We start from the raw sequence: 21,330 nt of genomic DNA, 5'->3' as shown, positions 1-21,330 counted from the left end.
GCTCTCCTTCAAGCTGCGAGGGTCGGAGCCCGGTGGCGCGCATAGAGGAACTCCAGCACGGCCGCACGGGCGTCGTTGTAGGTGGGGTTGCCGACGAGTTCGAGGCGTCGGCGGGGACGCTCCAGATCGACTCTCAGGTCCTCGCCGATCGTGGCGGCCGGCCCGTTCGTCATCATGACGATCCGGTCGGACAGCAATACGGCCTCGTCCACGTCGTGGGTGATCATGATGATCGTGTTGCCGAGCCGGCCGTGGATCTCCATGACCTGATCCTGAAGGTGCGCGCGGGTCAGGGCGTCGAGGGCGCCGAACGGCTCGTCGAGCAGCAGAATCTTCGGCTCCATGGCGAGTGCCCGGGCGATGCCGACTCGCTGCTTCATGCCGCCGGAGATCTCATGCGGCCGCTTGTTCTCCGCATGGGCCATGTGGACCAGTTCGAGGTTGTGGCGCGTCCAGTCGCGGCGCTCCGCCTTCGACTTCTTGCCCCGAAAGACCTTGTTGACCGCAAGCTCCACGTTCTCGCGCACGGTCAGCCACGGCAGCAGCGAGTGGTTCTGGAACACAACAGCACGGTCCGGTCCCGGGCCGCTCACGGCCCTGCCCTCCAGGAGCACGCCGCCCTGGCTGGGCTCGAGGAGGCCGGCCACGATGTTGAGCACCGTCGACTTGCCGCAGCCGGAATGCCCGATGATCGAGACGTACTCGCCCTTGTCGATGGAGAGGTTCACGTCCCGCAGCACCTCGGTGCTCGCGCCGGCGCGCTGGAACGCGATGCCGACATGATCGATCTTGAGATAGGCCATGGTGCCGCCTCCTTACTGCGCAGCGGTGCCGCGGGTGAGCAGGTGGCCGATGGCCGCGATGGAACGGTCGAGCAGGAAGCCGACCACGCCCACATAGACCAGGGCCACGATGATGTCCGAGATGAGGGAGGAGTTCCAAGCATCCCAGATGAAAAACCCGATGCCGACGCCGCCGATCAGCATCTCGGCCGCCACGATGGCGAGCCACGACAAACCGATGCCGATGCGAAGGCCGGTGAACATGTGCGGCACGGTGGCCGGCACCATGATGCGGGTGAAGAACTCGATCGGCGACAGGCGCAGGACCTTCGCGACGTTGCGATAATCCTGCGGGATGTTGCGGATGCCGACCGATGTGTTGATCAGGATCGGCCACACGCTGGTGATGAAGATCACGAAGATGGCGGAAGGCTGCCCGTCGCGGAAGGCCGCCAGGGACAGCGGCAGCCAGGCCAGTGGCGGGATGGTGCGCAGCACCTGGAACACCGGATCGAGGCCGCGCATGGCGAGCGTCGACTGGCCAAGCAGGACGCCAACACCGATGCCGACAATTGCAGCAAGGATATAGCCGTAGCCGACGCGGACCAGGGACGCGCTCACGTGCCAGAACAGACCTTGGTCGATTCCATTTCCGACCTTGAATGGATTGACGATGATCTCCCAGCTGTCGTCGATCACCTTGAGCGGGCTCGGCAGCGCCGAGGTGGGACTCGACGCCAGGATCTGCCACAGGACGAGCAGGAACGCGATGGTCAGAACGGGCGGTGCCAGTTGCCTGACGATGCCTGTCCCGATGCGCGCGCCACGAGAGAGAACGCCGACCGGCTTCGGCGCCAGCGGATACAGAGCCGCCTGCTGGACGGGCGGTCCTGCCTTCGGGTTCGGGAGAGCGACGACGCGGGCGGAATGGACCATGAGCCTGTTCTCCGGGGTTTACGCGATGCGCTTGATGGGAAGGCTGGCGAGATAGGCCTGCGGGTTCTCCGGATCGAAGACCTTGCCGTCGAAGAAAGTCTCCTTGCCGCGGCTGTCGCTGACCGGAAGGTCGCCCGCGGCGACACCGAGCGTCTTCGCGGCTTCGCGCCACAGGTCGGCGCGGTTGACCTTGTCGACCAGCGCCTTGGCGTCGGTGTTCGTCTCGAACTTGCCCCAGCGCATGTTCTCGGCGATGAACCAGAGGTCGTGCGACTTGAACGGGAAGGAGGCGTGATCGCGCCAGAACTTCATGATCCCGGGCGAGTCCTTCACCACCTTGCCGTCGATGCCGTAATCGTACTCGCCCTTCTGGCGCGGCAGGATGTCGGCGACGGGAACGTTGAACCAGGCGCGGGTGCCGACGATCCGGCACATCTCCTCCCGGTTCTCGATCTTGTCGCACCAGGCCTGCGCTTCCATGACCGCCATGAGCAGCGCCTTCGCGGCGCGGGGATGCTTGTCGACCCACGCGGCCCGCAGACCGAGCGCCTTTTCCGGATGCCTGTTCCAGAGCTCATAGGTGTTGGCCGCCGTGTATCCGAGCTTCTGGTTGATGAGCTGCGCGTTCCAGGGCTCGCCGACGCAGAAGGCGTCCATGGTGCCGACCTTCATGTTGGCGACCATCTGGGGCGGCGGCACCACGATGGTGGACACGTCCCTGTCGGGGTCGATGCCGCCGGCCGCGAGCCAGTAGCGGATCCACAGGTCGTGCGTTCCGCCCGGGAACGTCATGGCCACCTTCGGATCGCCGCCCGCTGCGCGCTTCTTCGCGAAAGCCTCCTTCAGGGGCGATGAATCGAGACCGAGCTTCAGCCCGTTGTATTCGGCCGCGACCGAGATAGCCTGCGCGTCGAGATTCAACCGCGCCAGGATGTACATCGGAGTCGGCACGCCGCCCTGCGTGACCTTTCCGGTCGAGATCAGGTACGGCATCGGGGTCAGGATGTGCGCGCCGTCGATGCCGTTGGCCTCCGAACCCAGCACGAGGTTGTCGCGCGTCGCGCCCCAGGAGGCCTGCTTCAGCACCTCCGCGTCAGGCAGTCCGTGCTTGGCGAAGAAACCCTTTTCCTTGGCGATGATCAGGGCGGCCGCATCGGTGAGCGCGATGTAGCCGAGCTTCACCGTCTTCGTCTCCGGCTCGGCGCTCTGGGCGAACGCGCCGCCCGGCAAGGCGGCCTTCGCGGCAGCGAGCGTCAGGGCCGCGCCGGCTCCGCGGAGCGCGTCTCGGCGGGTGATCTTCGGTGTCTGCATCGTGCTTCCCCTGTTCCTGTCGCCAGCTGCCGCGGACGGGACCGATTGAAACGTCGTCGTGGCCGATCCGCCGGAAGCCGCGAGGCTCGATCGGACGCAGATCGCCTGTTGCCCGGTCGTGCAGACCCGGCTGAAACGCAAAAAACGCCGCGAGATGAACTGAAGGCCGCACAGGCGCGGGCACAGCTGATCCGGCGACGTCGTTGTCGGGAAACGCCTTCGAGAGGCATCAACGGCCCGTCATCGTTGACCGGCCTCATCGTCGAGAGGGGTCCGAACCTCGTTGTCCCGCCCGTCTCTCACTTAGAAAAGGTACAGACTGCCCAACTTGTGCTCAAGGTCATAATTTGTGCACTGCGCCTTTGTTGTGTGCGGTGCAATGCTCAATGGGCGACCCCGGAGCCGAGGTCTTTGCGAATGTCGAAGCCCGCCACATAAGCCGGGATGTCATCGGGTGAGAACCGGCGTCCGTCGATGAAGGACTCCGTCTCCACGCCTTCGATCCTGCTGTCGCCGGCGGGAATGGAAGCGCTCGTATGCCCGAGGATCTGCCGGTACATCTCTGGACGATAGGCGGCGCGGACCCGGGCGAGACCAAGCTCGCCGTAAGCGACTTGACCCCAGCGGACCATCTGGCTGTAGATCCACAGGGCCTGGCTGAGCCACGGGAAATTCGCGCTCCGGTCATGGAACGTCATGTAGTTCTCAACCTGCCGCGTTCTGCCATTGGGGTCGACCGTGAGTCGCCCGGAGAGAAGCCGCCGGATCATCTCGGACGGAACCCCGACATGGGCAGGGTGGGCCATCATATCGGCCAAGTCGCCGTGGTTCTGCCTGTCGTCGCACCATCGGGCCGCGGCATCGAGGGCCACCACGAGACGCGACAGGGTCTCCGGGTTCTCCTCCGCCCATTCCGGACTGACGCCCAGGACCTTCTCGGGAGCGGAGGGCCAGATATCCGCCTTGGTCGCCACCATGCGACCGACGCCCTTCTCCACGGCGATCATGTTCCAGGGAGCATTGACGCAGAATCCGTCGATGGCGCGCGCCGTCATGGCATCGACCGTGAGCGGAGGCGGCACGACCGTCATGGTCACGTCGGCGTCCGGATTGATCCCCGCGGCCGCGAGCCAGAAGCGGAACTCGTAATTGTGGGACGAGAAAGGATAGGTCATGGCGAAGACGAGAGGTTTCCGGCCGGACTCCCGTCTCCGCTCGACGACCTTCTTCAGGGCCAGGCCGTTGGTGAGCGCGTCCTCCGAACCGTCGAGCCCGGCGGCCGCCTGCATCTCGCGATAGAGATCGACCGAGAGCGTGATCGCGTTGCCGCCCCGCCCCAGCGCGAAGGGCGTGAAGCAGGGATAGGGGTTGGATCCGAGATGGAGCTGGGACGCGATGGGCATCGGGCTCAGCATGTGCGCCACGTCGAACTGGCGAAACGCCAGGCGATCCCGGATGTTGGACCAGGACACGTCCTTGACCAGTTGCAGGCGAAGGCCCTCGCGGCGGGCAAAACCCTGCTCGGCGGCGGCGACCAGGATCGCCATATCGACCAGGGGAATGAACCCGACCCGGACCAGCCGCTCCGGGACCGGGCGCCCCTTCGTGCCCGAGGGAGCCTCGTTCACCGATCCGGCCTGACGCACGGGGCCGCTCCCCGCCTGTTCCACATTCAACACGCTTATTTCTCCAGAAGGGAGGCCGCCGTCACGACGCTCTGGGCGATATCGACGAGCTTCCGCTTCTCGTTCATGGCAGTCTGGCGAAGGAGGCCATAAGCCTCCTGCTCCGAGAGTTGCCTGGTTCTCATGAGAATGCCCTTGGCCCGCTCGATCACTTTGCGGGATGCCAGCTCGCTGCGCGCCTCGAGCAGCTCGCGTTGCAGACGGTCGAAGGCGTTGAAGCGGCTCACCGCCATGTCGACGATCGGCTTCACTCGCTCCTTGCGCAGACCGTCGACCACATAGGCCGACACGCCCGCCTCGACGGCTGCCTGGATCATGGATCCGTCGGAGCGGTCTACGAACATGGCGACCGGACGCGACACGAGCTTCGACACCTGAAACATCTGCTCCAGGACGTCACGGCTGGGATTCTCGATCCCGATGATGATCACGTCGGGATCGACCGTGCTCAGGCGCCGGAGCATGTTGGTCATCGTGTCGATGACCTCGACGTCCAGTATCCCGGCCTCGCGCAATCCATCGAGCAGGATGGCCGCCCTGATGCTGTTTTCCTCGATGATCGCAACGCGAAGCGGCCGCTGACCGGTATGTGTATCTCTGGTCAAGTCCTGGAAGCTCTCGCTGCGCATGCCCATTCAGCGAAGGAAGAAGCAAGTTTCAGGCCAACGCGCTCTCCCTGGAGCGTCGCGCCTGAACCGGCCCATACCCTGCGCAAACTTTGAGCACCTCAAGGCCACGCTCACCACAAAGCGAAGGCTCACGGGCCGGTCCGCTGATCAACCAAGCATCGTTATTTGACTAAGGAACCATCACCGAACCAGTTGCAAATTGGTTCAGGCTTGGGATAGCCTTGTTTCGTTGAAGCCCGGTCGTACGTAACATCGGATCGCGATTCCAGGGCCGGCAGCAAGATTGGTTCGTACGGACTGGATTTCGATGACCAACGCCGACTCATTGCTGGACAGCTCGAACTTCGCCCTGGGAAGGTTGCGGGCTCTCCTGGACGACAGCTCACTCGACGGCGACCGGCGTCTTCCGTCCGAGCGGCTTCTCGCTGCACAGATCGGGATCGGCCGTCGGGCTCTGAGGCGGGCTCTCGAGGTCCTTGAGGCCGAGGGACGGATCTGGCGTCACCAGGGCAAAGGAACGTTCCTGGGTCCGCGCCCGGCCCATACGCCGACCAATCTCGAGGAACTGGCCAAGCGCACTCACCCGCTCGAGGTGATGGATGTGCGCCTGGAAATCGAGCCGGCTCTTGCCAGGCTTGCGGCCATGCGGGCCACGAACGGGGATATCGAACGCCTTCTCCGGCTGGCCGACAAGGCGGCCTTGAGCTCGGACGCCGACGGGCGCGAGCTTTGGGACAGTGCCCTGCATCGCACCATAGCGGAGGCCGCTGGCAACTCTCTTCTTCTCGCGATTTTCGACATGGTCGACCGCATCCGGCAGGATACGACCTGGCAGATCCTGCGAGAGCGCGCGCGATCGAGCGAGCGCCAGAAGATCTATGTCGAACAGCACCGCCGCGTGATCGCCGCCATCTCCCAGCGCGAGGCCCATGCAGCCGAGCAAGCGATGCGCGAGCACCTCGAACTGGTGCGGGACGGCCTCCTCAAGGTCATGACCGCCCCCCTGCCCGATCGGATCGACGGACACATTCAGAATTTTCCCGACACGGCCAAGAACAAGGACAAGATTCGCCATGGGACATGAAGCGGCCCGACACTCGACCGCCCAGGTTCACGCTCCGAGCAATGCTGCCTTTGCGGCCGAGCCGCCGCTGCTCGCGGTCGAGGGCCTCTCGGTGCGCTTCGACGGGGCACCCAAGGGAGTAAACGTGGTCGACGACGTCTCCTTCTCCGTCCGCAAAGGCAAGACGCTCTGCATCGTCGGGGAATCCGGCTGCGGCAAGAGCGTGACGTCGCTGGCCCTGATGGGCCTTTTGCCGACGCCGCCGGCCCGGATCGTCGCCGGGACGGCCCGGTTCGACGGACGGGACCTTCTGACTCTCTCGGAGCGCGAGCGCGCGGATCTGCGCGGTGACCGGATGGCCATGATCTTCCAGGAGCCGATGACCTCGCTCAACCCGGCCTTCACCATCGGCGACCAGATCGCGGAGGGTATCGTCCGGCACCGCAAGGTCTCCAAGGCCGAGGCCATGGAGCGGGCGCTCGACATGCTGAAGAAGGTGCGCATCCCGGCTCCTGAAAAGCGACTGCGCGCCTATCCCCACGAGATGTCGGGCGGCATGCGCCAGCGCGTCATGATCGCCATGGCGCTGGCCAACGATCCGCAACTCCTCATCGCGGATGAGCCCACGACCGCCCTCGACGTGACGATCCAGGCCCAGATCCTCACCCTGATCCGCCGCCTCCAGGAGGAGACCGGCACGGCGATGATCCTCATCACCCACGATCTCGGCGTCGTGGCCGAGGTCGCCGACGAGGTCGCGGTGATGTATGCGGGACGGGTGGTCGAGAGCGGGCCGGTGAATGCGATCTTCGAGGATCCCCAGCATCCCTACACCATCGGCCTCATGGGGTCGGTCCCCTCGCTCGGCCGTCGCCAGGGACGCCTCGCCACGATCCGCGGCACGGTGCCGCCGGCGGAGCTGATGCCCAAGGGCTGCCGCTTCACGCCACGCTGCCCGTTCTCGGACAGCCATTGCGCCAACGATCCGCCGCCACTAGCCGAGATCAAGCCCGGCCACCAGGCGCGGTGCTGGTACGCCCCTCTCGAACTTCACCGTGGAGCCGCATGATGAGCGTGATGCCCTCAGACGACATCATCCTCGAAGGCATCGGCCTCAAGAAGCACTTCGGTGGCGGCGGTCTCCTGTCGTCGCCCACGGTCGTGCGCGCCGTCGACGGCGTCTCGATGGGCATCAGGAGGGGCGAGACCTTCGCCGTGGTGGGGGAATCCGGCTGCGGCAAGTCCACTCTGGGACGCCTGCTGCTGCGCCTGATCGAGGCCACGGAAGGCGACGTCCGCTATGAGGGCCGCTCGATCGTCAAGCTGGACAAGGGCGAACTGCGCAGGCTCCGGCGCGAGTTGCAGATCATCTTCCAGGATCCTTACGCGTCCCTCAATCCGCGCATGAACGTGGGCGACATCATCGCCGAGCCCATCTGGCTGCACGATCTCGCCAAGGGTCGCGAGAAGCGGGAGCGCGTTGCGGACCTCATGCGAACGGTCGGCCTGCTGCCGACCCACGCGGATCGCTATCCGCACGAATTCTCCGGCGGCCAGCGCCAGCGCATCGGCATCGCCCGGGCGCTTGCCGGCGACCCCAAGCTGATCATCGGCGACGAGCCGGTTTCTGCGCTGGACGTGTCGATCCAGGCGCAAATCATCAATCTGCTGGAGGATCTGAAGGACCGCTTCGGCCTCACCCTCGTCATCGTGGCGCATGACCTTGCCGTCATCCGCCACATGAGCGACCGGGTTGCGGTGATGTATCTCGGCGAGATCGTGGAGCTGTCGGACACGGATTCTCTCTTCGACAATCCGCTTCATCCCTATACGCAGGCACTGCTTGCAGCGATCCCGATTCCGAGCCCGACGAACCGCCAGCCGAAGGTGCTGCTGCAGGGGGATGTTCCGAGTCCCGCCGCGCCGCCGTCGGGCTGCCGCTTTCACACCCGCTGCCCCCATGCCCGTGCCGTCTGCAAGGAGCAGCACCCTGCTCTCGAAACGGCGACGGACGGGCGGCAGGTGGCGTGCCATTTCTGGCGCGAGATCCAGGGAGCCGGCGCCGGCTCCATCGCCGCACCGCCGCCGAGCCCGGCGCTTGCTAGGCGTCTTGCGCTCTACCGAACTTGGCGCGAACGGCAGGATAAGCCCGTCGCGACGAGCGCCTGAACCCAGAGGACGACTCCCAGAGGATAATCGGAGGACAACCGAATGAAGAAGAGACTGCTCCTTGCCGTAGCCGCCGGGCTCCTTATGAGCACCGCGGCATCCGCCCAGACCCTGCGCATCGGCCTGAACGAGGATCCCGATGTGCTGGATCCGCACCGTGCCCGCACCTTCGTCGGACGCATCGTGTTCACGTCGCTGTGCAACAAGCTCGTCGACATCACGCCCGACCTGAAATTCACGCCCGAGCTCGCCACCGAATGGAGTTGGAGCGACGACGGAAAGTCGCTCACCTTCAAGCTGCGCCCCGGTGTCAAGTTCCACGACGGCGAGCCCCTCAATGCGGCGGCCGTGAAGGCCAATATTGACCGCGCTCGCACCCTGCCGGATTCGCTCCGCAAGAGCGAGCTGACATCGGTCGACAATGTCGAGGCCGTGGACGACCTGACCGTGAAGGTCAATCTCTCGCGCGCCGATGCGACCCTGCTGTCGCAGCTCTCCGACCGTGCCGGCATGATCATGTCGCCGAAGGCGCTTTCCTCCGCGGATTTCGGCCAGAAGCCCGTCTGCTCGGGTCCCTACAAGTTCGTCGAGCGCGTGCAGAACGACCGCATCGTGCTGGAAAAGTTCGCTGATTACTGGGACGCCAAGAACTACACCTTCCAGCGCGTCATCTTCCAGCCGATTCCGGACACGACCGTTCGTCTCGCGAATCTGCGCTCCGGCAACCTCGACCTGATCGAGCGCCTGGCGCCGAGCGACGTTCCGGCCGTGAAGGGCGACTCGAGCCTCGTCTTCGCGCCGGTCTCCGGCATCGGCTACCAGGGTCTGACGATCAACACCAACAACGGCGAGCGCTCCAAGACGCCGCTCGGCCAGGACAAGCGCGTCCGTCAGGCTCTCGAGCTCTCCATCGACCGCAACGTCATCAACGAGGTCGTCGGGGCTGGAATCTACCCGCCTGCGGGGCAGCCCTTCCCGGAAGCCAGCCCGTACAACAATCCGAAGTTCAAGGCGAATGAGCGCGACGTCGCCAAGGCCAAGCAGCTCCTGAAGGAGGCCGGCGTCGACCGGGTGAAGCTCGAGCTGACCTTTGGCACCGGGACGACGGCTCAGCAGATCGCCGAGATCATCCAGGCGATGGCGGCAGAGTCGGGCTTCGATATCTCGCTGCGCCCGACCGAGTTCGCCGCCATGCAGAAGGAGGCCCAGGCGGGCAACTTTGACGTGAACGTGATCGGCTGGTCCGGCCGCGTCGATCCGGACGGCAACATCCATCCCTTCGTCACTTGCAAGGGCGCCCTCAACGATGGCCGCTACTGCAACGAGCAGGTCGACAAGCTCCTGAACGACGCCCGCATCACCAACGACGAGGCCAAGCGCAAGCAGCTCTACGACTCTGCGCAGGAGATCCTGAAGCAGGATCTCCCGATCATCTACACCTACTACCAGCCCTGGCCCTTCGTTCACACGAAGAAGGTCCAGAACTTCAAACCCTATCCGGATGGCATGATCCGCCTGAAGGGTGTGAAGTTCGCCTCCTGAGGCCAGCCGAAAACAGCGTGCCCGGCTCAGCCGCCGGGCACGCCCCTGCCCTTCCTCGACATGGGTTCCACGAGCTGATGCTGCGCTACATCGGACGACGAATACTGATTGCCATCCCGACACTGATCATCGTGTCGCTACTGGTGTTTGCTCTGCAGAAGCTCCTGCCCGGCGACCCGGTGCTCACCATGGCGGGCGAAGAGCGCGATCCGCAGGTGCTCGCCTATCTGCGCGAAAAGTACCGCCTCGACGATCCGATCCCCGTCCAGTATTTCGCCTGGATCGGTTCGGCACTCACGGGCAATCTCGGGATTTCCCTGCGCACCGACATTCCGGTGCTCGACCTGATCATGAGCAAGCTCCCGGTAACGATCGAACTCGCCATCATGGCGATGATCGTAGCCCTGGCCATCGGCATTCCCGCAGGGATCATCTCGGCCGTAAAAAAGCGAACGACGGTCGACTACACGGCCAACGTCATTGCTCTGTCCGGCCTATCGATCCCCAACTTCTGGCTCGGCATCATGCTCATCATGCTGATCTCCGTCCGCTGGAAGCTCCTGCCCGCCTCCGGCTACGTGCCACCGACCGAGGACCTGTGGCTCAACATCAAGACCATGCTCATGCCGGCCTTCGTGCTCGGTACGGGTCTGGCCGCGAGCCTGATGCGCCATACCCGCAGCGCCATGCTCGGCGTGATGCGCTCGGACTACATCCGCACGGCCCGCGCCAAGGGCCTTCTGTCGCGGAAGGTCATCCTGAAGCACGCCCTGCGCAACGCACTCGTTCCCATCGTGACGCTGTCTACGCTCCTCTTCGGCGAGCTGCTCGCGGGCGCCGTGCTCACGGAGCAGATCTTCACCATTCCGGGCTTCGGCAAGCTCATCGTCGATGCGGTGTTCAACCGCGACTATGCCGTGGTGCAGGGCGTCGTGCTCTGCACGGCCGTGGGCTTCATCTTCATGAACCTGCTCGCCGATGTGCTCTACGTTCTCGTCAATCCCCGCCTGAGGCACGCCGCATGACCGCCACAGCCGCAATCGCCGACGACGTCGCGCTGCCGAAGAAGCGCAGCCGCGTCCTCGCCAAGTTCCTGAAGAACAAGAGCGCAGTGCTCGGCGGCCTCATCGTCCTGTTCTTCGTCCTCGTCGCCCTGATCGGCCCGTACTTCGCGCCCTACGACCCGATCAAGCCGAGCTTCACCAGCATCCGCAAAGCGCCCTCAGCCCTGTTCTGGTTCGGGACCGACGAGCTCGGGCGCGACCTTCTCTCCCGCATGCTGTGGGGCGCCCGGGCATCCATCATGGCCGGCGTGGTCTCCGTCACCATCGCGATCGTGCTCGGAGTGCCGTTCGGCCTCGTCGCCGGCTATTTCGGCGGCTGGATCGACGCGGCGATCTCCCGCGCCACGGACGCCATGCTGGCGATCCCCTTCCTGATCTTCGCCATCGCTCTCGCAGCCTTCCTCGGGCCGAGCCTCACCAATGCGATGATCGCCATCGGCTTGTCGGCCATGCCGATCTTCATCCGCCTCACCCGCGGGCAGGTGCTGACCGTAAAGGCGGAGGATTACGTGGAAGGGGCGCGGGCCATCGGTCTGCCCGATTTCTGGATCATGGCGCGATACATCCTGCCGAACGTGCTGCCCCCGATCCTGGTTCAGGGGACGCTCACCATCGCGACTGCGATCATCGCGGAGGCGAGCCTTTCGTTCCTCGGCCTGGGTCAGCAGCCTCCCAATCCCTCCTGGGGTTCCATGCTCAATACCGCCAAGAACTTCATGGATCAGGCTCCCTGGATGTCGATCTTCCCGGGCTCGGCGATCTTCCTGATCGTGCTCGGCTTCAACCTTCTCGGCGACGGCCTGCGCGACGCGCTCGATCCCCGCGAACAATAACAATCTTCGCCAACTTCGGATAAGACATATGTTTACGACACGCCCAGAGATCCTCGGCACCTTCGGCATCGTCACGTCGACACACTGGCTCGCTTCCGCTGCGGGCATGTCGATGCTCGAGAAAGGCGGCAATGCCTTCGATGCCTGCGTCGCCTCCGCTTTCGTCCTGCAGGTCGTCGAACCCCATCTCGTGGGACCGTCCGGCGAAGTGCCGGCGGTGTTCTATTCCGCAAAGACCAAGAAGGTCGAGGTGCTCTGCGGCCAGGGCACGGCTCCGAAGGGCGCCACCATCGCGCATTACAAGAACGAGGGCCTCAAGCTCATCCCCGGCAACGGTCTTCTCGCCACGGTGGTGCCCGGTGCCTTCGATGCCTGGATGCTGCTGCTGCGCGACCACGGCATCTTGTCGCTGCGGGATGTGCTGGAGCCTGCCATCTACTATGCCGAGCAGGGACATCCCCTGCTGCCGCGCGTATCGGACACCATCAAGGGTCTGAAGGAGTTCTTCGAGACCGAATGGCCGACCTCCGCGGCCGTGTTCCTGCCCGGCGGCGAGGTGCCGAAACCCCGCCAGCTCTTCCGGAATCCGCAGCTCGCCGATACGTGGAAGCGCATCATCCGTGAGGGCGAAGCCCGCGGCAGCGACCGCGAGGCGCAGATCGAGGCGGCGCGCAACGCCTTCTACAAGGGCTTCGTGGCCGAGGCCATCGACGCGTTCGTCCGCAAGACGGAGGCCATGGACCAGAGCGGCTCGCGCCATCGCGGCGTCCTCACCGCCGACGACATGGCCCAGTGGCAGGCATCCTACGATGCGCCGCAAACCTACGAGTACCATAACTACCGCGTGAACAAGATCCGGCCCTGGGGACAGGGACCCGTGTTCCTGCAGACGCTGGCGCTCCTGAAGGGCTTCGACCTCGCCGCCATGGGGCCGACCAGCGCCGAGTTCATTCACACGGTCGTCGAGTCCATGAAGCTCGCCTTCGCCGACCGTGAGGCCTATTACGGCGACCCCGACTTCGTCGACGTGCCGATCGAGACCCTTTTGTCGGATGCCTACAACGACGCAAGACGCAAGCTCATCACTGACAAGGCCTCCCGAGAACTGCGGCCCGGCCGCGTCGAAGGCTACGAGTCCCAGGTGGAGCGTACCCTCAAGGCGCTGCGCGAGCTTTCGACGACCGACAGGAAGGTGTCGGGCGGCGAGCCGACGCTCCAGTCCATGCGTTCGGCCCGCAAGGGCGACACGGTGCATATCGACGTGGTCGACCGCTTCGGCAACATGATTGCCGCGATGCCCTCGGGCGGCTGGCTGCAATCCTCGCCGGTCGTTCCGGAACTGGGCTTCATGCTCAATTCCCGCGCCCAGATGTTCTGGCTCGAGGAGGGCCTCCCGGCAAGCCTCGCCCCGGGCAAGCGCCCGCGGACCACGCTCACCCCGACCCTCGCGGAAAAGGACGGCGAGCCCTACATGGTCTTCGGATCTCCCGGCGGCGACCAGCAGGAGCAGTGGCAGCTCCTCCTCTTCCTGAGGCATGCGCACCACGGCCTGAACCTGCAGGAGGCGATCGACCAGCCGATGTCTCACACGGCGCACTTCCCTTCCTCGTTCTATCCGCGCGAGCAGAAGCCCGGTCACCTCATGGCCGAGGAGACCTACGGCGCGGCCGTGCTCGACGATCTTCGCGCCCGTGGACACGAGGTCGAGGTGGCGCCGGCCTGGACGGTCGGACGCCTCGTGGCCGCCAGCCGCGACAAGGATGGCCTGCTTCACGGTGCCGCGACGCCGCGTCTCATGCAAGCCTATGCGGTCGGCCGCTGAGGAGAAAACGCCATGACATGGTCGATCATCGCCAAGGATCCTGAAACCGGCGCCTTCGGCGTCGCGGTGACCACGAAGTTCTTCGCCGTGGGGGCGCTCTGCCCCCATGGTGCGGCCCGCATCGGTGCTCTCGCCACGCAGGCGCTGGTCAATCCGCTTTACGGCACGGACGGCATCAAGCTTCTGGCCGAAGGTCGAAGCGCCGAGGAGATCGTCGCCGTTCTCACGGCTCAGGATCCCGGCCGCGGCTCGCGCCAGCTCCACGTCATCGATCGCGACGGGCGCTCAGCTGCCCATACGGGCCAGGACTGCATCGACTGGTGCGGTCACCTCACGGATGACGGCGTCTCCGTGGCGGGCAACATGCTGGCCGGGCCGGCCGTCATCGAGGCGACCCTAGAGACCTACAGGAAGCGCATGGATCTGCCTTTCGCCGACCGTCTCATGACTTCTCTCGACGCGGGTCAGGCCCAGGGCGGCGACAAGCGCGGCAAGCAATCCGCCGCCATCAGGATCTGGCGCGACGAGCCCTACCCCGTGCTCGATCTGCGCGTGGACGATCATCCGGAACCCCTGGACGAACTGCGCCGCCTCTACCGGGTCGCCCATGAACGTTTCCTCGCCTTCATGGACGCCATGGCGACCCGCAGCAACCCCGGTGGCATCACGGACCGATCCTGGATCGACGAGAGGGCGCGCGAGTACCAGGAACGGATCGCGGCAAGCACCTCTTCCTAGGGCAGGCCTGTATCTGCCCCCTTGCCCGAAGGTCGAAAAGACCCTACGGCGATTTCACTCCCTTGCGATGGACTCCTCGATGTTTGGCATTCCCCTGTTCGATCTCGCGTGGCTTGTGGTGGCGCTCCTGGCCGCGGGCGCTATCACGGGCCTGCTGGCCGGCGTGTTCGGCGTCGGCGGCGGCGCGGTCGCGGTGCCAATTCTCTACGAGCTCTTTCGCATCTTGGAGGTGCCCGAGGAGGTGCGCATGCCGCTGTGCGTCGGCACCTCGCTCGCGATCATCATCCCGACATCGATCCGTTCCTTCAATGCCCACAAGGCCAAGGGTGCCGTCGACATGTCGATCCTGCGGGTCTGGGCCGTGCCCGTCGTGCTCGGTGTTATCGTCGGCAGTATCGTTGCCCGCTTCGCCCCGGCGGACCTGTTCAAGACCGTGTTCGTGGTGGTGGCCGGAATCTCGGCCATTCGCCTTCTCTTCGGCAAGGATACCTGGCGCTTCGGTCTCGATATGCCGGCCAAGCCGATCATGGTGATCTACGGTTGGATCATCGGCGTTCTGTCGGCCCTGATGGGAATCGGCGGCGGCCAGCTCTCCAATCTTTTCATGACCTTCTACAACCGCCCGATCCACCAGGCAGTCGCGACCTCCTCCGGTCTCGGCATCCTGATCTCGATACCCGGCGCTATCGGGTACATCTATGCCGGCTGGCCGCACATGGCCGATTACCCGAACGTGATCGCCTTCCAGCCGCCGCTGGCTTTGGGCTATGTCTCGCTTCTGGGCTTGGTGCTCTTCATCCCCACCAGCACGTGGATGGCGCCCATCGGGGCGCGCTTGGCACACCGGCTGTCCAAGCGCCGCCTCGAGGTGGCATTCGGGGTCTTCCTGCTCCTGGTCTGCGCACGTTTCGCCGCCAGCCTCGTCGCTTGAGCCAATGAATGCCAGCACTCAACCCTCAAACGGGAAACAAGGGATGAGCAGTTCAACGGCAGCACCTCTCCATGCCTTCCTGGCGGGGACCGGACGCGACGACCGAGGACGCCTCGCGGCCGAAGTGCTCGATTTTTCCGACGAGCGATTGGAGCAGGTGCACGACTATATCCAGTGGCTGTTTCCCCTTCCCACCCGCAGCGGCGCCCAACCGGGAGCTCCGGTCCTCACGCAGGCCGAGATCGCAGCAATCAGGGCCGACGGGCACGCGCAGGATACTCTGAAACGTGCAAGCGAGCGGATGCTCAGTTTCTATCGGGGTACCCGCTGGTGGCTTGCCACGTTCGATCACAATCATCTGCGCATCACCCGGATCATCCATAGCCTGAGACTGCTCGTCGGCCCGGGCGAAGCGCAGAAATTTCACAGCGCAATTCTTGAAATCAACGCTGCGTCAGGATCACCGGTCAACACCCGGAGCCTCGCCTACTGGTCCGAAGCAGCGGGTTCCTGAGCCAATCAGATCGATTTGCCTCAGGCGAACTGCGCCGCGCTCAGCCGCTTGTATATCCCATCCTGCGACAGGAGTTCGTCGTGGTTGCCCTGCTCCACGATGACCCCACGATCGATCACGGCGATGCGATCGGCGTTCACAATGGTGGCGAGACGGTGGGCGATGACCAGGGTGGTGCGCCCCTTCGACAGCTCGCCGAGCGCCTGTTGGATCGCCCGCTCGGTCTGCGTGTCAAGGGCAGATGTGGCTTCGTCCAGGATCAGGATCGGCGGGTTCTTCAGGAAGATCCGCGCGATGGCGAGGCGCTGTTTCTGGCCTCCGGACAGCTTCACTCCACGCTCCCCGATGATCGTGTCGAGGCCGTTCGGCAATGAGGCGATCACCTCGTCGAGCCGGGCCCTGCGAGCGGCCTCCAGAATCTCGGCCTCGGTCGCTTCGAGCCGGCCATAGGCAATGTTCTCGCGGATGGTGCCGGCGAACAGGAACACATCCTGCTGTACAATGCCGATCTGGCCGCGCAGCGATCGCAGCGTCATATTGCGGATGTCGATCCCATCGATCGTGATCTCGCCCTCGTCGATCTCATAGAACCGGGGCAGCAGCGAGCAGATGGTCGTCTTGCCTGCGCCTGACGGACCAACGAACGCAATGGTCTCGCCGGCGCGGATGCAAAGATCGAGACCGTTGAGGATGCTGCGATCCGAGGCATAGCCGAACCGGACATTCTTATATCGGATGTCGCCCCTGAGCTTGCCGACGTCCCTCGCGCCGGGTCGGTCGGCGATGTCCGGACGCATATCGAGAAAGGCAATGTAGCGTTTGAAGCCGGCGATCCCCTTCGGATAGGTCTCGATGACCGAGTTGATTTTCTCGATCGGACGGAAAAAGACGCCCACGAGAAGCAGGTAACCGACGAAGCCGCCAGCACTCAGTTCGCCCCGAAGCACCAGATAGCTGCCGGCCACCATGACGACCATCTGGATCAGGCGCATGCTCAGGTAGCTGAGCGAGGTCGAGGCCGCCATGATGCGGTAGGCCTCCAGTTTCGTCTTGCGATAGCCCTGGTTGTCGACGGCGAACAGCTGCCGTTCGTGGTCCTCGTTGGCGAAGGCCTGAACCACGCGGATTCCTCCGACATTCTCCTCGATGCGCGCGTTGAAATCACCGACGCGGCTGTAGAGTGCCTGCCAGTTCCGGGTCATGCGGCCACCATAGCGGGTCGTGAGCCAGGCGGTGAGCGGGACGACGAGCGCCGTGATGAGGGCGAGCTTTACATTGACCGTGAACATCAGGATGAACGCACCCACCAGCGTCATCACGGCGATGAAAAGGTCCTCGGGCCCGTGATGGGCCACCTCCCCGATCTCCTCCAGATCTTTGGTCAGGCGAGCCACGAGATGCCCGGTCTTCTGGTTGTCGAAGAATCCGAACGATAGTTTCTGGAGATGATCGAACGCCTTGCGCCGCATCTCGGTTTCGATGTTGATGCCGAGCATGTGGCCCCAATAGGTCACGGTCGCCATCAAACCGGCATTGAGGACGTAGACTGCGAGCAGCAGCGCCGAGGCGAGCGCGATCAGCCCCCATTGGCCGGTCGGCAGCAGGGTATCGATGAACAGCTTGACGGCAATCGGAAAGCCAAGCTCGAGCAGCCCCGAAGCCACAGCGCAGGAGAAATCCAGCACGAACAGGCGGCGATGAGGTCGGTAATAGGCAAAAAGGCGGTTGAGCAGCGGTCGCATGTCAGGATTAGCTACCGCCGCCAGCCGGAGAGAGCAAGCGTCGGCTTTGAGACGGCATCAGCGGACGAAGCTCACCGGTTGGCCCGTTATAGGATGAGGAATGACCTCCATGGCGACACCGTAGATCGCCTGCAACTGCCGGGGCGTCATGATCTCGCCGGGCGTGCCGCGGGCAATCAGCCGCCCAGCCCGAAGAGCCAGGATCTCGTCGCAGAAGCGAGCCGCCATATTGACGTCATGGAGAACAACAACCACGCCGAGACCACGCTCGCGTGAGAGGCGCTGGACGAGTGCGAGCACCTCGACCTGGTGGGCCACATCGAGGGCCGAGATCGGTTCATCAAGAAGCAGGAACCGGGCGTCCTGCGCCACCAGCATGGCCAGCCAGACCCGTTGTCGCTCGCCTCCGGAGAGGGTGTCGACAAGCCGGTCCGCAAGGGTCTCCACATCGGTGAGCGCCATGGCCTCTCTCGCCTTCCGGTGGTCTGTCGCTCCGAAACGGCCGAGAGGGCCATGCCACGGATAGCGGCCCAACGCGACGAGCTCCTTGACGAGCATGCCGGAGGCCGGCGGCGTCTGCTGGGGCAGATAGGCAACCTGCCTCGCGAAGGGCCGCTCGCCCCACTGGCTCAGTTGTCTCCCTTCGAACGTGATCGAGCCGCCGGAGGCCGATTGCTGGCGAGCCAGCAACTTAATCAGTGTCGATTTGCCCGAACCGTTGTGGCCGATCAGTCCGATAACGCGCCGACTGTACAGCGTCAGAGAGAGGGGATGCAGCAAGGTGCGTCCTGGAATAGCATAGCTCACGTCCGCCAATTCGAATGATAGGACCGCGGCATCCGATCCTTGCCCCGATCCCTTCCTCGGCTCCGGCGTGTCTGTGCGGGCGCCCTGCCGCGGCACCCCCTCGATCACCATTTGTAGCTCGCCTTGAGAGTTGCGACGCGCCCGGCACCGTAGTTGCAGGTGTACTGCGTGTCGCACGACGATACATATTCGTTATCGAACAGATTGTTGACGTTGAGCGCGACCGCGAAGTTGTCTCGGGTATAGCGGATGCCGGCATCGAAGACCGTCGCGGCTGGCACTTTCAGGGTATTCTCGTTGTCGGCATACGAGAAGCCGACGTAGCGAACACCTGCACCAAAGCCGAGCCCTTTGAATGAGCCGTCCTGGACCGTGTAATCGAGCCAGCCGGATGCAAGAATTTCCGGGACGACGTTGGGGCGATTCCCGATCAACAGCGGGTTGGTGTCCTCGGTGATTTCGATGTCGTATGCCGTGAATGCCGCGATCGCCTTCAGGCCGGCCGTGATGTTGGCTTGCGCTTCGAGCTCGAAGCCGCGGGATCGGACCTCGCCCAGTTGGACTTCGAAGAAAGAATGCTCCGGGTCGGTCGTGTTGACGTTCTGACGCGTGAGGTCGAATAGGGATGCGGTGATCAGGGCATCGGCAAACATCGGCTTGTACTTGAGGCCGACTTCAACCTGCTGCCCGGTCTCCGGCGCGAACGACTGGCCGAAGAAGTCGGAGCCTATGACCGGATTGAAGGTGCGCGACACCGCGACATAGGGTGTCATTCCGTTGGTGAACTCGTAACCGAGTCCCAGGCGTCCGCTGAACTCGCCGGCCTCGTCGCTGAAATTGGCCGCACCGACCTTGTCGGTGCTCTTCGTCGAGACGTGATCGTAACGTCCGTTCAGCGTCGCGATCCAGCCGCCGTAGCGGATCTGGTCCTGTGCGTAGAACCCGACTTGGTTCATGGTCAGGTCCTGGTCGAGATAGGGAATCGTCGGGCCCTGGGGCACCCCATAGATCGGGTTGACCGGGCTGATCGGCGTGCCGCCCCCGGAGGCCTGGATCTGATCGATGTTGTAGTACTTGTAATCCAGACCGAGGAGCAGCGTGTGAGCGAGCGGCCCGGTGCCGAACTTTGCCTCCGCCTGATTGTCGAGAGACAGCGTGTTCACCACCGTGTGGTGATTGAAGCCGACGCGGAAGAGCAGGAAATCCGGACCGAGCGGCGCTCCTCCAAGATACCCGAAAGGATAAGGTCCCCGCTCCTTCGAATCCGTGTGCGCATAACGGAAATTCTGCCGCAACGTCCAGACGTCGTTGACCGCGTGCTCGAATTCATAGCCGATCATCGCCTGTTCGCGGCGATAGAGATCGATATCGGGTTCGCTGTAGTAAAACCGGCGTGAGATGCGCCCGAAGGGTGCGGGCACAACGGTGCCTACATAGGGCAGGAACCCGCCCGTGTGCATCAGATCCATATGCTGGTAGGACGCCAGCACGGTGAGCTCGGTGCCGGCATCGGGACGGAATGTGAGCGCCGGCGCGATAACTCCCCGGAAATCATCGGCCTTGTCGGTTTCCCAGCCACCGCCGGACATCTTGCCCGTCAGGCGATACGACCACACCTTGTCCTTGTCGAGCGCCCCGCCGAAATCGAAGGCCGCGTAGCTATTGCCCCAGGAGTTTACGCCCGTTTCGACGTAGCGAAGCGGTTCCGTCGTCGGACGCTTGCTGATGAGATTGACGATGCCACCGATCGAGGACCCGCCGTAGAGAGCAGCGGACGGCCCCTTGAGCACCTCGATTCTTTCGAGGACGAACGGATCGATATAGAACCCGCCGAAGCCATATTGATAGAGCGGCAGGTTGTTCAGAAAGACGCCGGTCTGGCCCGCATCGAAGCCACGGATGAAGAACCAGTCGGTATCCGAATCCAGACCGTAAGGCTGCGCGAACACACCGGCGGTGTACCGAAGAGCTTCGTCGACTTTCTGGACTTGGCGATCTTCGAGTTCTTCGCGACCGATGACGGACACCGATTGCGGAATGTTCTCGATCGGCGTGTCGGTCTTGGAGCCTGTCGTCGTGCGGTTGGGAACATAGCCGTTCACAGGCCCGGTGGCACTTCCGCCCTGCCCTTCGACAGTCACAGTCTCAAGGGTGATTTCCCCGGACGCGGACTGGGTCTGAGCCTCGGACGGCTCGGTCGACGCCACCATCATGGCGAGCGAGGCCAAGCTCACCCCCATACTCAATACACAACGACGCTTCATGGATGTCCCCAGGGGTTTCAATCGCACGGAGCCCTCCCGGGTCTCACATGCAGGCGCAATCAAGGAATTGCCGGTCCAGTCGCCTGACTATGAGTTCCACTAAGCTGTGGCAAGAGTTATGTTTTAAAACTACTCTAAACAGCAATTTAGAATTGCTATAATTCAGATTTATACTCTTTTAAAATGCTCTAAACTTGAGAGTGTTCTACGTTGACGTCGGCGCAATCCGACATTGTCGTCGACCGTTGAGCCGTCTGACGGAGCCATGCAGCACCGTCCGGTCGAGGAAAGCAGAGGCACCTTCGTCTGAACGGCCAATCTCGAACCATTCTAAGTTGATAGTAATTCTACACTTTTTGGTACAAAAATGTTGACGTGATCGCAGCCGCGGTTCATGACCACCGTCGGTGCCTGAACGAGGTCGGATCTTGTCTGGCCGCTGAATGGGTCGATCCGGCGTCAAGTCACCAAGCCATGCGGGGCATATCATCAAAGTAT

18 protein-coding genes are annotated in these 21,330 nt (G+C 63.8%); 10 read left to right on the top strand and 8 right to left on the bottom strand.

All coding sequences use genetic code 11. The features are described from left to right. Positions 1–8: 8 nt before the first annotated feature. From HPT29_RS11750 to HPT29_RS11730, 5 genes are all read right to left on the bottom strand, one after another. Positions 9–803, bottom strand: coding sequence for an ABC transporter ATP-binding protein (locus HPT29_RS11750; RefSeq protein ID WP_173950315.1), 795 nt, complete (start codon positions 801–803; stop codon positions 9–11). A 12-nt stretch (positions 804–815) separates the two neighbouring features. Then, the gene (gene ntrB / locus HPT29_RS11745; RefSeq protein WP_173950314.1) at positions 816–1,718 is read right to left on the bottom strand and encodes a nitrate ABC transporter permease; all 903 of its coding nucleotides are present in this window, start codon (positions 1,716–1,718) and stop codon (positions 816–818) included. Between the two features lie 18 nt (positions 1,719–1,736). Continuing rightward, positions 1,737–3,029 carry a CmpA/NrtA family ABC transporter substrate-binding protein gene (locus HPT29_RS11740; protein ID WP_173950313.1) on the bottom strand — a complete coding sequence of 431 codons (1,293 nt, stop codon included), beginning with the start codon at positions 3,027–3,029 and terminating at the stop codon, positions 1,737–1,739. 383 nt (positions 3,030–3,412) lie between these two features. After that, positions 3,413–4,714, bottom strand: coding sequence for a CmpA/NrtA family ABC transporter substrate-binding protein (locus HPT29_RS11735; protein ID WP_432807302.1), 1,302 nt, complete (start codon positions 4,712–4,714; stop codon positions 3,413–3,415). Next, positions 4,711–5,343, bottom strand: a complete 633-nt coding sequence (locus HPT29_RS11730; protein WP_173950311.1) for an ANTAR domain-containing response regulator — start codon at positions 5,341–5,343, stop codon at positions 4,711–4,713. Before HPT29_RS11730 ends, HPT29_RS11735 begins: the two co-directional genes overlap by 4 nt. Before the next feature lie 307 nt (positions 5,344–5,650). Between HPT29_RS11730 and HPT29_RS11725 the strand changes: the two genes are divergently transcribed. From HPT29_RS11725 to HPT29_RS11680, 10 genes are all read left to right on the top strand, one after another. Further along, positions 5,651–6,427: a FadR/GntR family transcriptional regulator gene (locus HPT29_RS11725; protein WP_173950310.1), complete on the top strand. Its 777-nt coding sequence runs from the start codon at positions 5,651–5,653 to the stop codon at positions 6,425–6,427. Further along, complete coding sequence (locus HPT29_RS11720) at positions 6,417–7,475, top strand: ABC transporter ATP-binding protein (protein ID WP_259060582.1); 1,059 nt, start codon at positions 6,417–6,419, stop codon at positions 7,473–7,475. The genes HPT29_RS11725 and HPT29_RS11720 overlap by 11 nt, the downstream gene beginning before the upstream one ends. An 8-nt stretch (positions 7,476–7,483) precedes the next feature. Next, a complete protein-coding gene (locus tag HPT29_RS11715; RefSeq protein ID WP_371823210.1) occupies positions 7,484–8,575 on the top strand; it encodes an ABC transporter ATP-binding protein in 1,092 nt (363 codons plus the stop codon). A 42-nt stretch (positions 8,576–8,617) separates the two neighbouring features. Further along, positions 8,618–10,117 carry an ABC transporter substrate-binding protein gene (locus HPT29_RS11710; RefSeq protein WP_173950308.1) on the top strand — a complete coding sequence of 500 codons (1,500 nt, stop codon included), beginning with the start codon at positions 8,618–8,620 and terminating at the stop codon, positions 10,115–10,117. 77 nt (positions 10,118–10,194) lie between these two features. Continuing rightward, positions 10,195–11,142, top strand: coding sequence for an ABC transporter permease (locus tag HPT29_RS11705; RefSeq protein WP_173950554.1), 948 nt, complete (start codon positions 10,195–10,197; stop codon positions 11,140–11,142). Continuing rightward, the gene (locus tag HPT29_RS11700; RefSeq protein WP_173950307.1) at positions 11,139–12,014 is read left to right on the top strand and encodes an ABC transporter permease; all 876 of its coding nucleotides are present in this window, start codon (positions 11,139–11,141) and stop codon (positions 12,012–12,014) included. Before HPT29_RS11705 ends, HPT29_RS11700 begins: the two co-directional genes overlap by 4 nt. A 28-nt stretch (positions 12,015–12,042) precedes the next feature. After that, positions 12,043–13,836, top strand: coding sequence for a gamma-glutamyltransferase family protein (locus tag HPT29_RS11695; protein WP_173950306.1), 1,794 nt, complete (start codon positions 12,043–12,045; stop codon positions 13,834–13,836). 12 nt (positions 13,837–13,848) lie between these two features. Beyond that, positions 13,849–14,574: a DUF1028 domain-containing protein gene (locus tag HPT29_RS11690; RefSeq protein ID WP_173950305.1), complete on the top strand. Its 726-nt coding sequence runs from the start codon at positions 13,849–13,851 to the stop codon at positions 14,572–14,574. A gap of 79 nt (positions 14,575–14,653) precedes the next feature. Continuing rightward, on the top strand, positions 14,654–15,505 hold the full coding sequence (locus HPT29_RS11685) for a sulfite exporter TauE/SafE family protein (RefSeq protein ID WP_173950304.1): 852 nt from the start codon (positions 14,654–14,656) through the stop codon (positions 15,503–15,505). A 4-nt stretch (positions 15,506–15,509) separates the two neighbouring features. Next, on the top strand, positions 15,510–16,019 hold the full coding sequence (locus HPT29_RS11680) for an opioid growth factor receptor-related protein (RefSeq protein WP_259060581.1): 510 nt from the start codon (positions 15,510–15,512) through the stop codon (positions 16,017–16,019). A 20-nt stretch (positions 16,020–16,039) separates the two neighbouring features. Here HPT29_RS11680 and HPT29_RS11675 read toward each other — a convergent pair whose 3' ends face one another. The 3 genes from HPT29_RS11675 to HPT29_RS11665 all read right to left on the bottom strand — a co-directional run bounded on the left by HPT29_RS11675 (position 16,040) and on the right by HPT29_RS11665 (position 20,808). Next, complete coding sequence (locus HPT29_RS11675) at positions 16,040–17,761, bottom strand: ABC transporter ATP-binding protein (protein WP_173950302.1); 1,722 nt, start codon at positions 17,759–17,761, stop codon at positions 16,040–16,042. 57 nt (positions 17,762–17,818) lie between these two features. Further along, complete coding sequence (locus HPT29_RS11670) at positions 17,819–18,541, bottom strand: ATP-binding cassette domain-containing protein (RefSeq protein WP_432807292.1); 723 nt, start codon at positions 18,539–18,541, stop codon at positions 17,819–17,821. Between the two features lie 131 nt (positions 18,542–18,672). Continuing rightward, entirely contained in the window at positions 18,673–20,808 is a 2,136-nt protein-coding gene (locus tag HPT29_RS11665) for a TonB-dependent siderophore receptor (protein WP_259060703.1), read from the bottom strand. Positions 20,809–21,330: the final 522 nt, after the last annotated feature.

The sequence above is a fragment of the Microvirga terrae genome, assembly GCF_013307435.2.
Lineage (GTDB): Bacteria > Pseudomonadota > Alphaproteobacteria > Rhizobiales > Beijerinckiaceae > Microvirga > Microvirga terrae.
The sequence above is the reverse complement of the archived record's forward strand: the minus strand, read 5'-3'. Positions and strand labels throughout refer to the sequence as shown.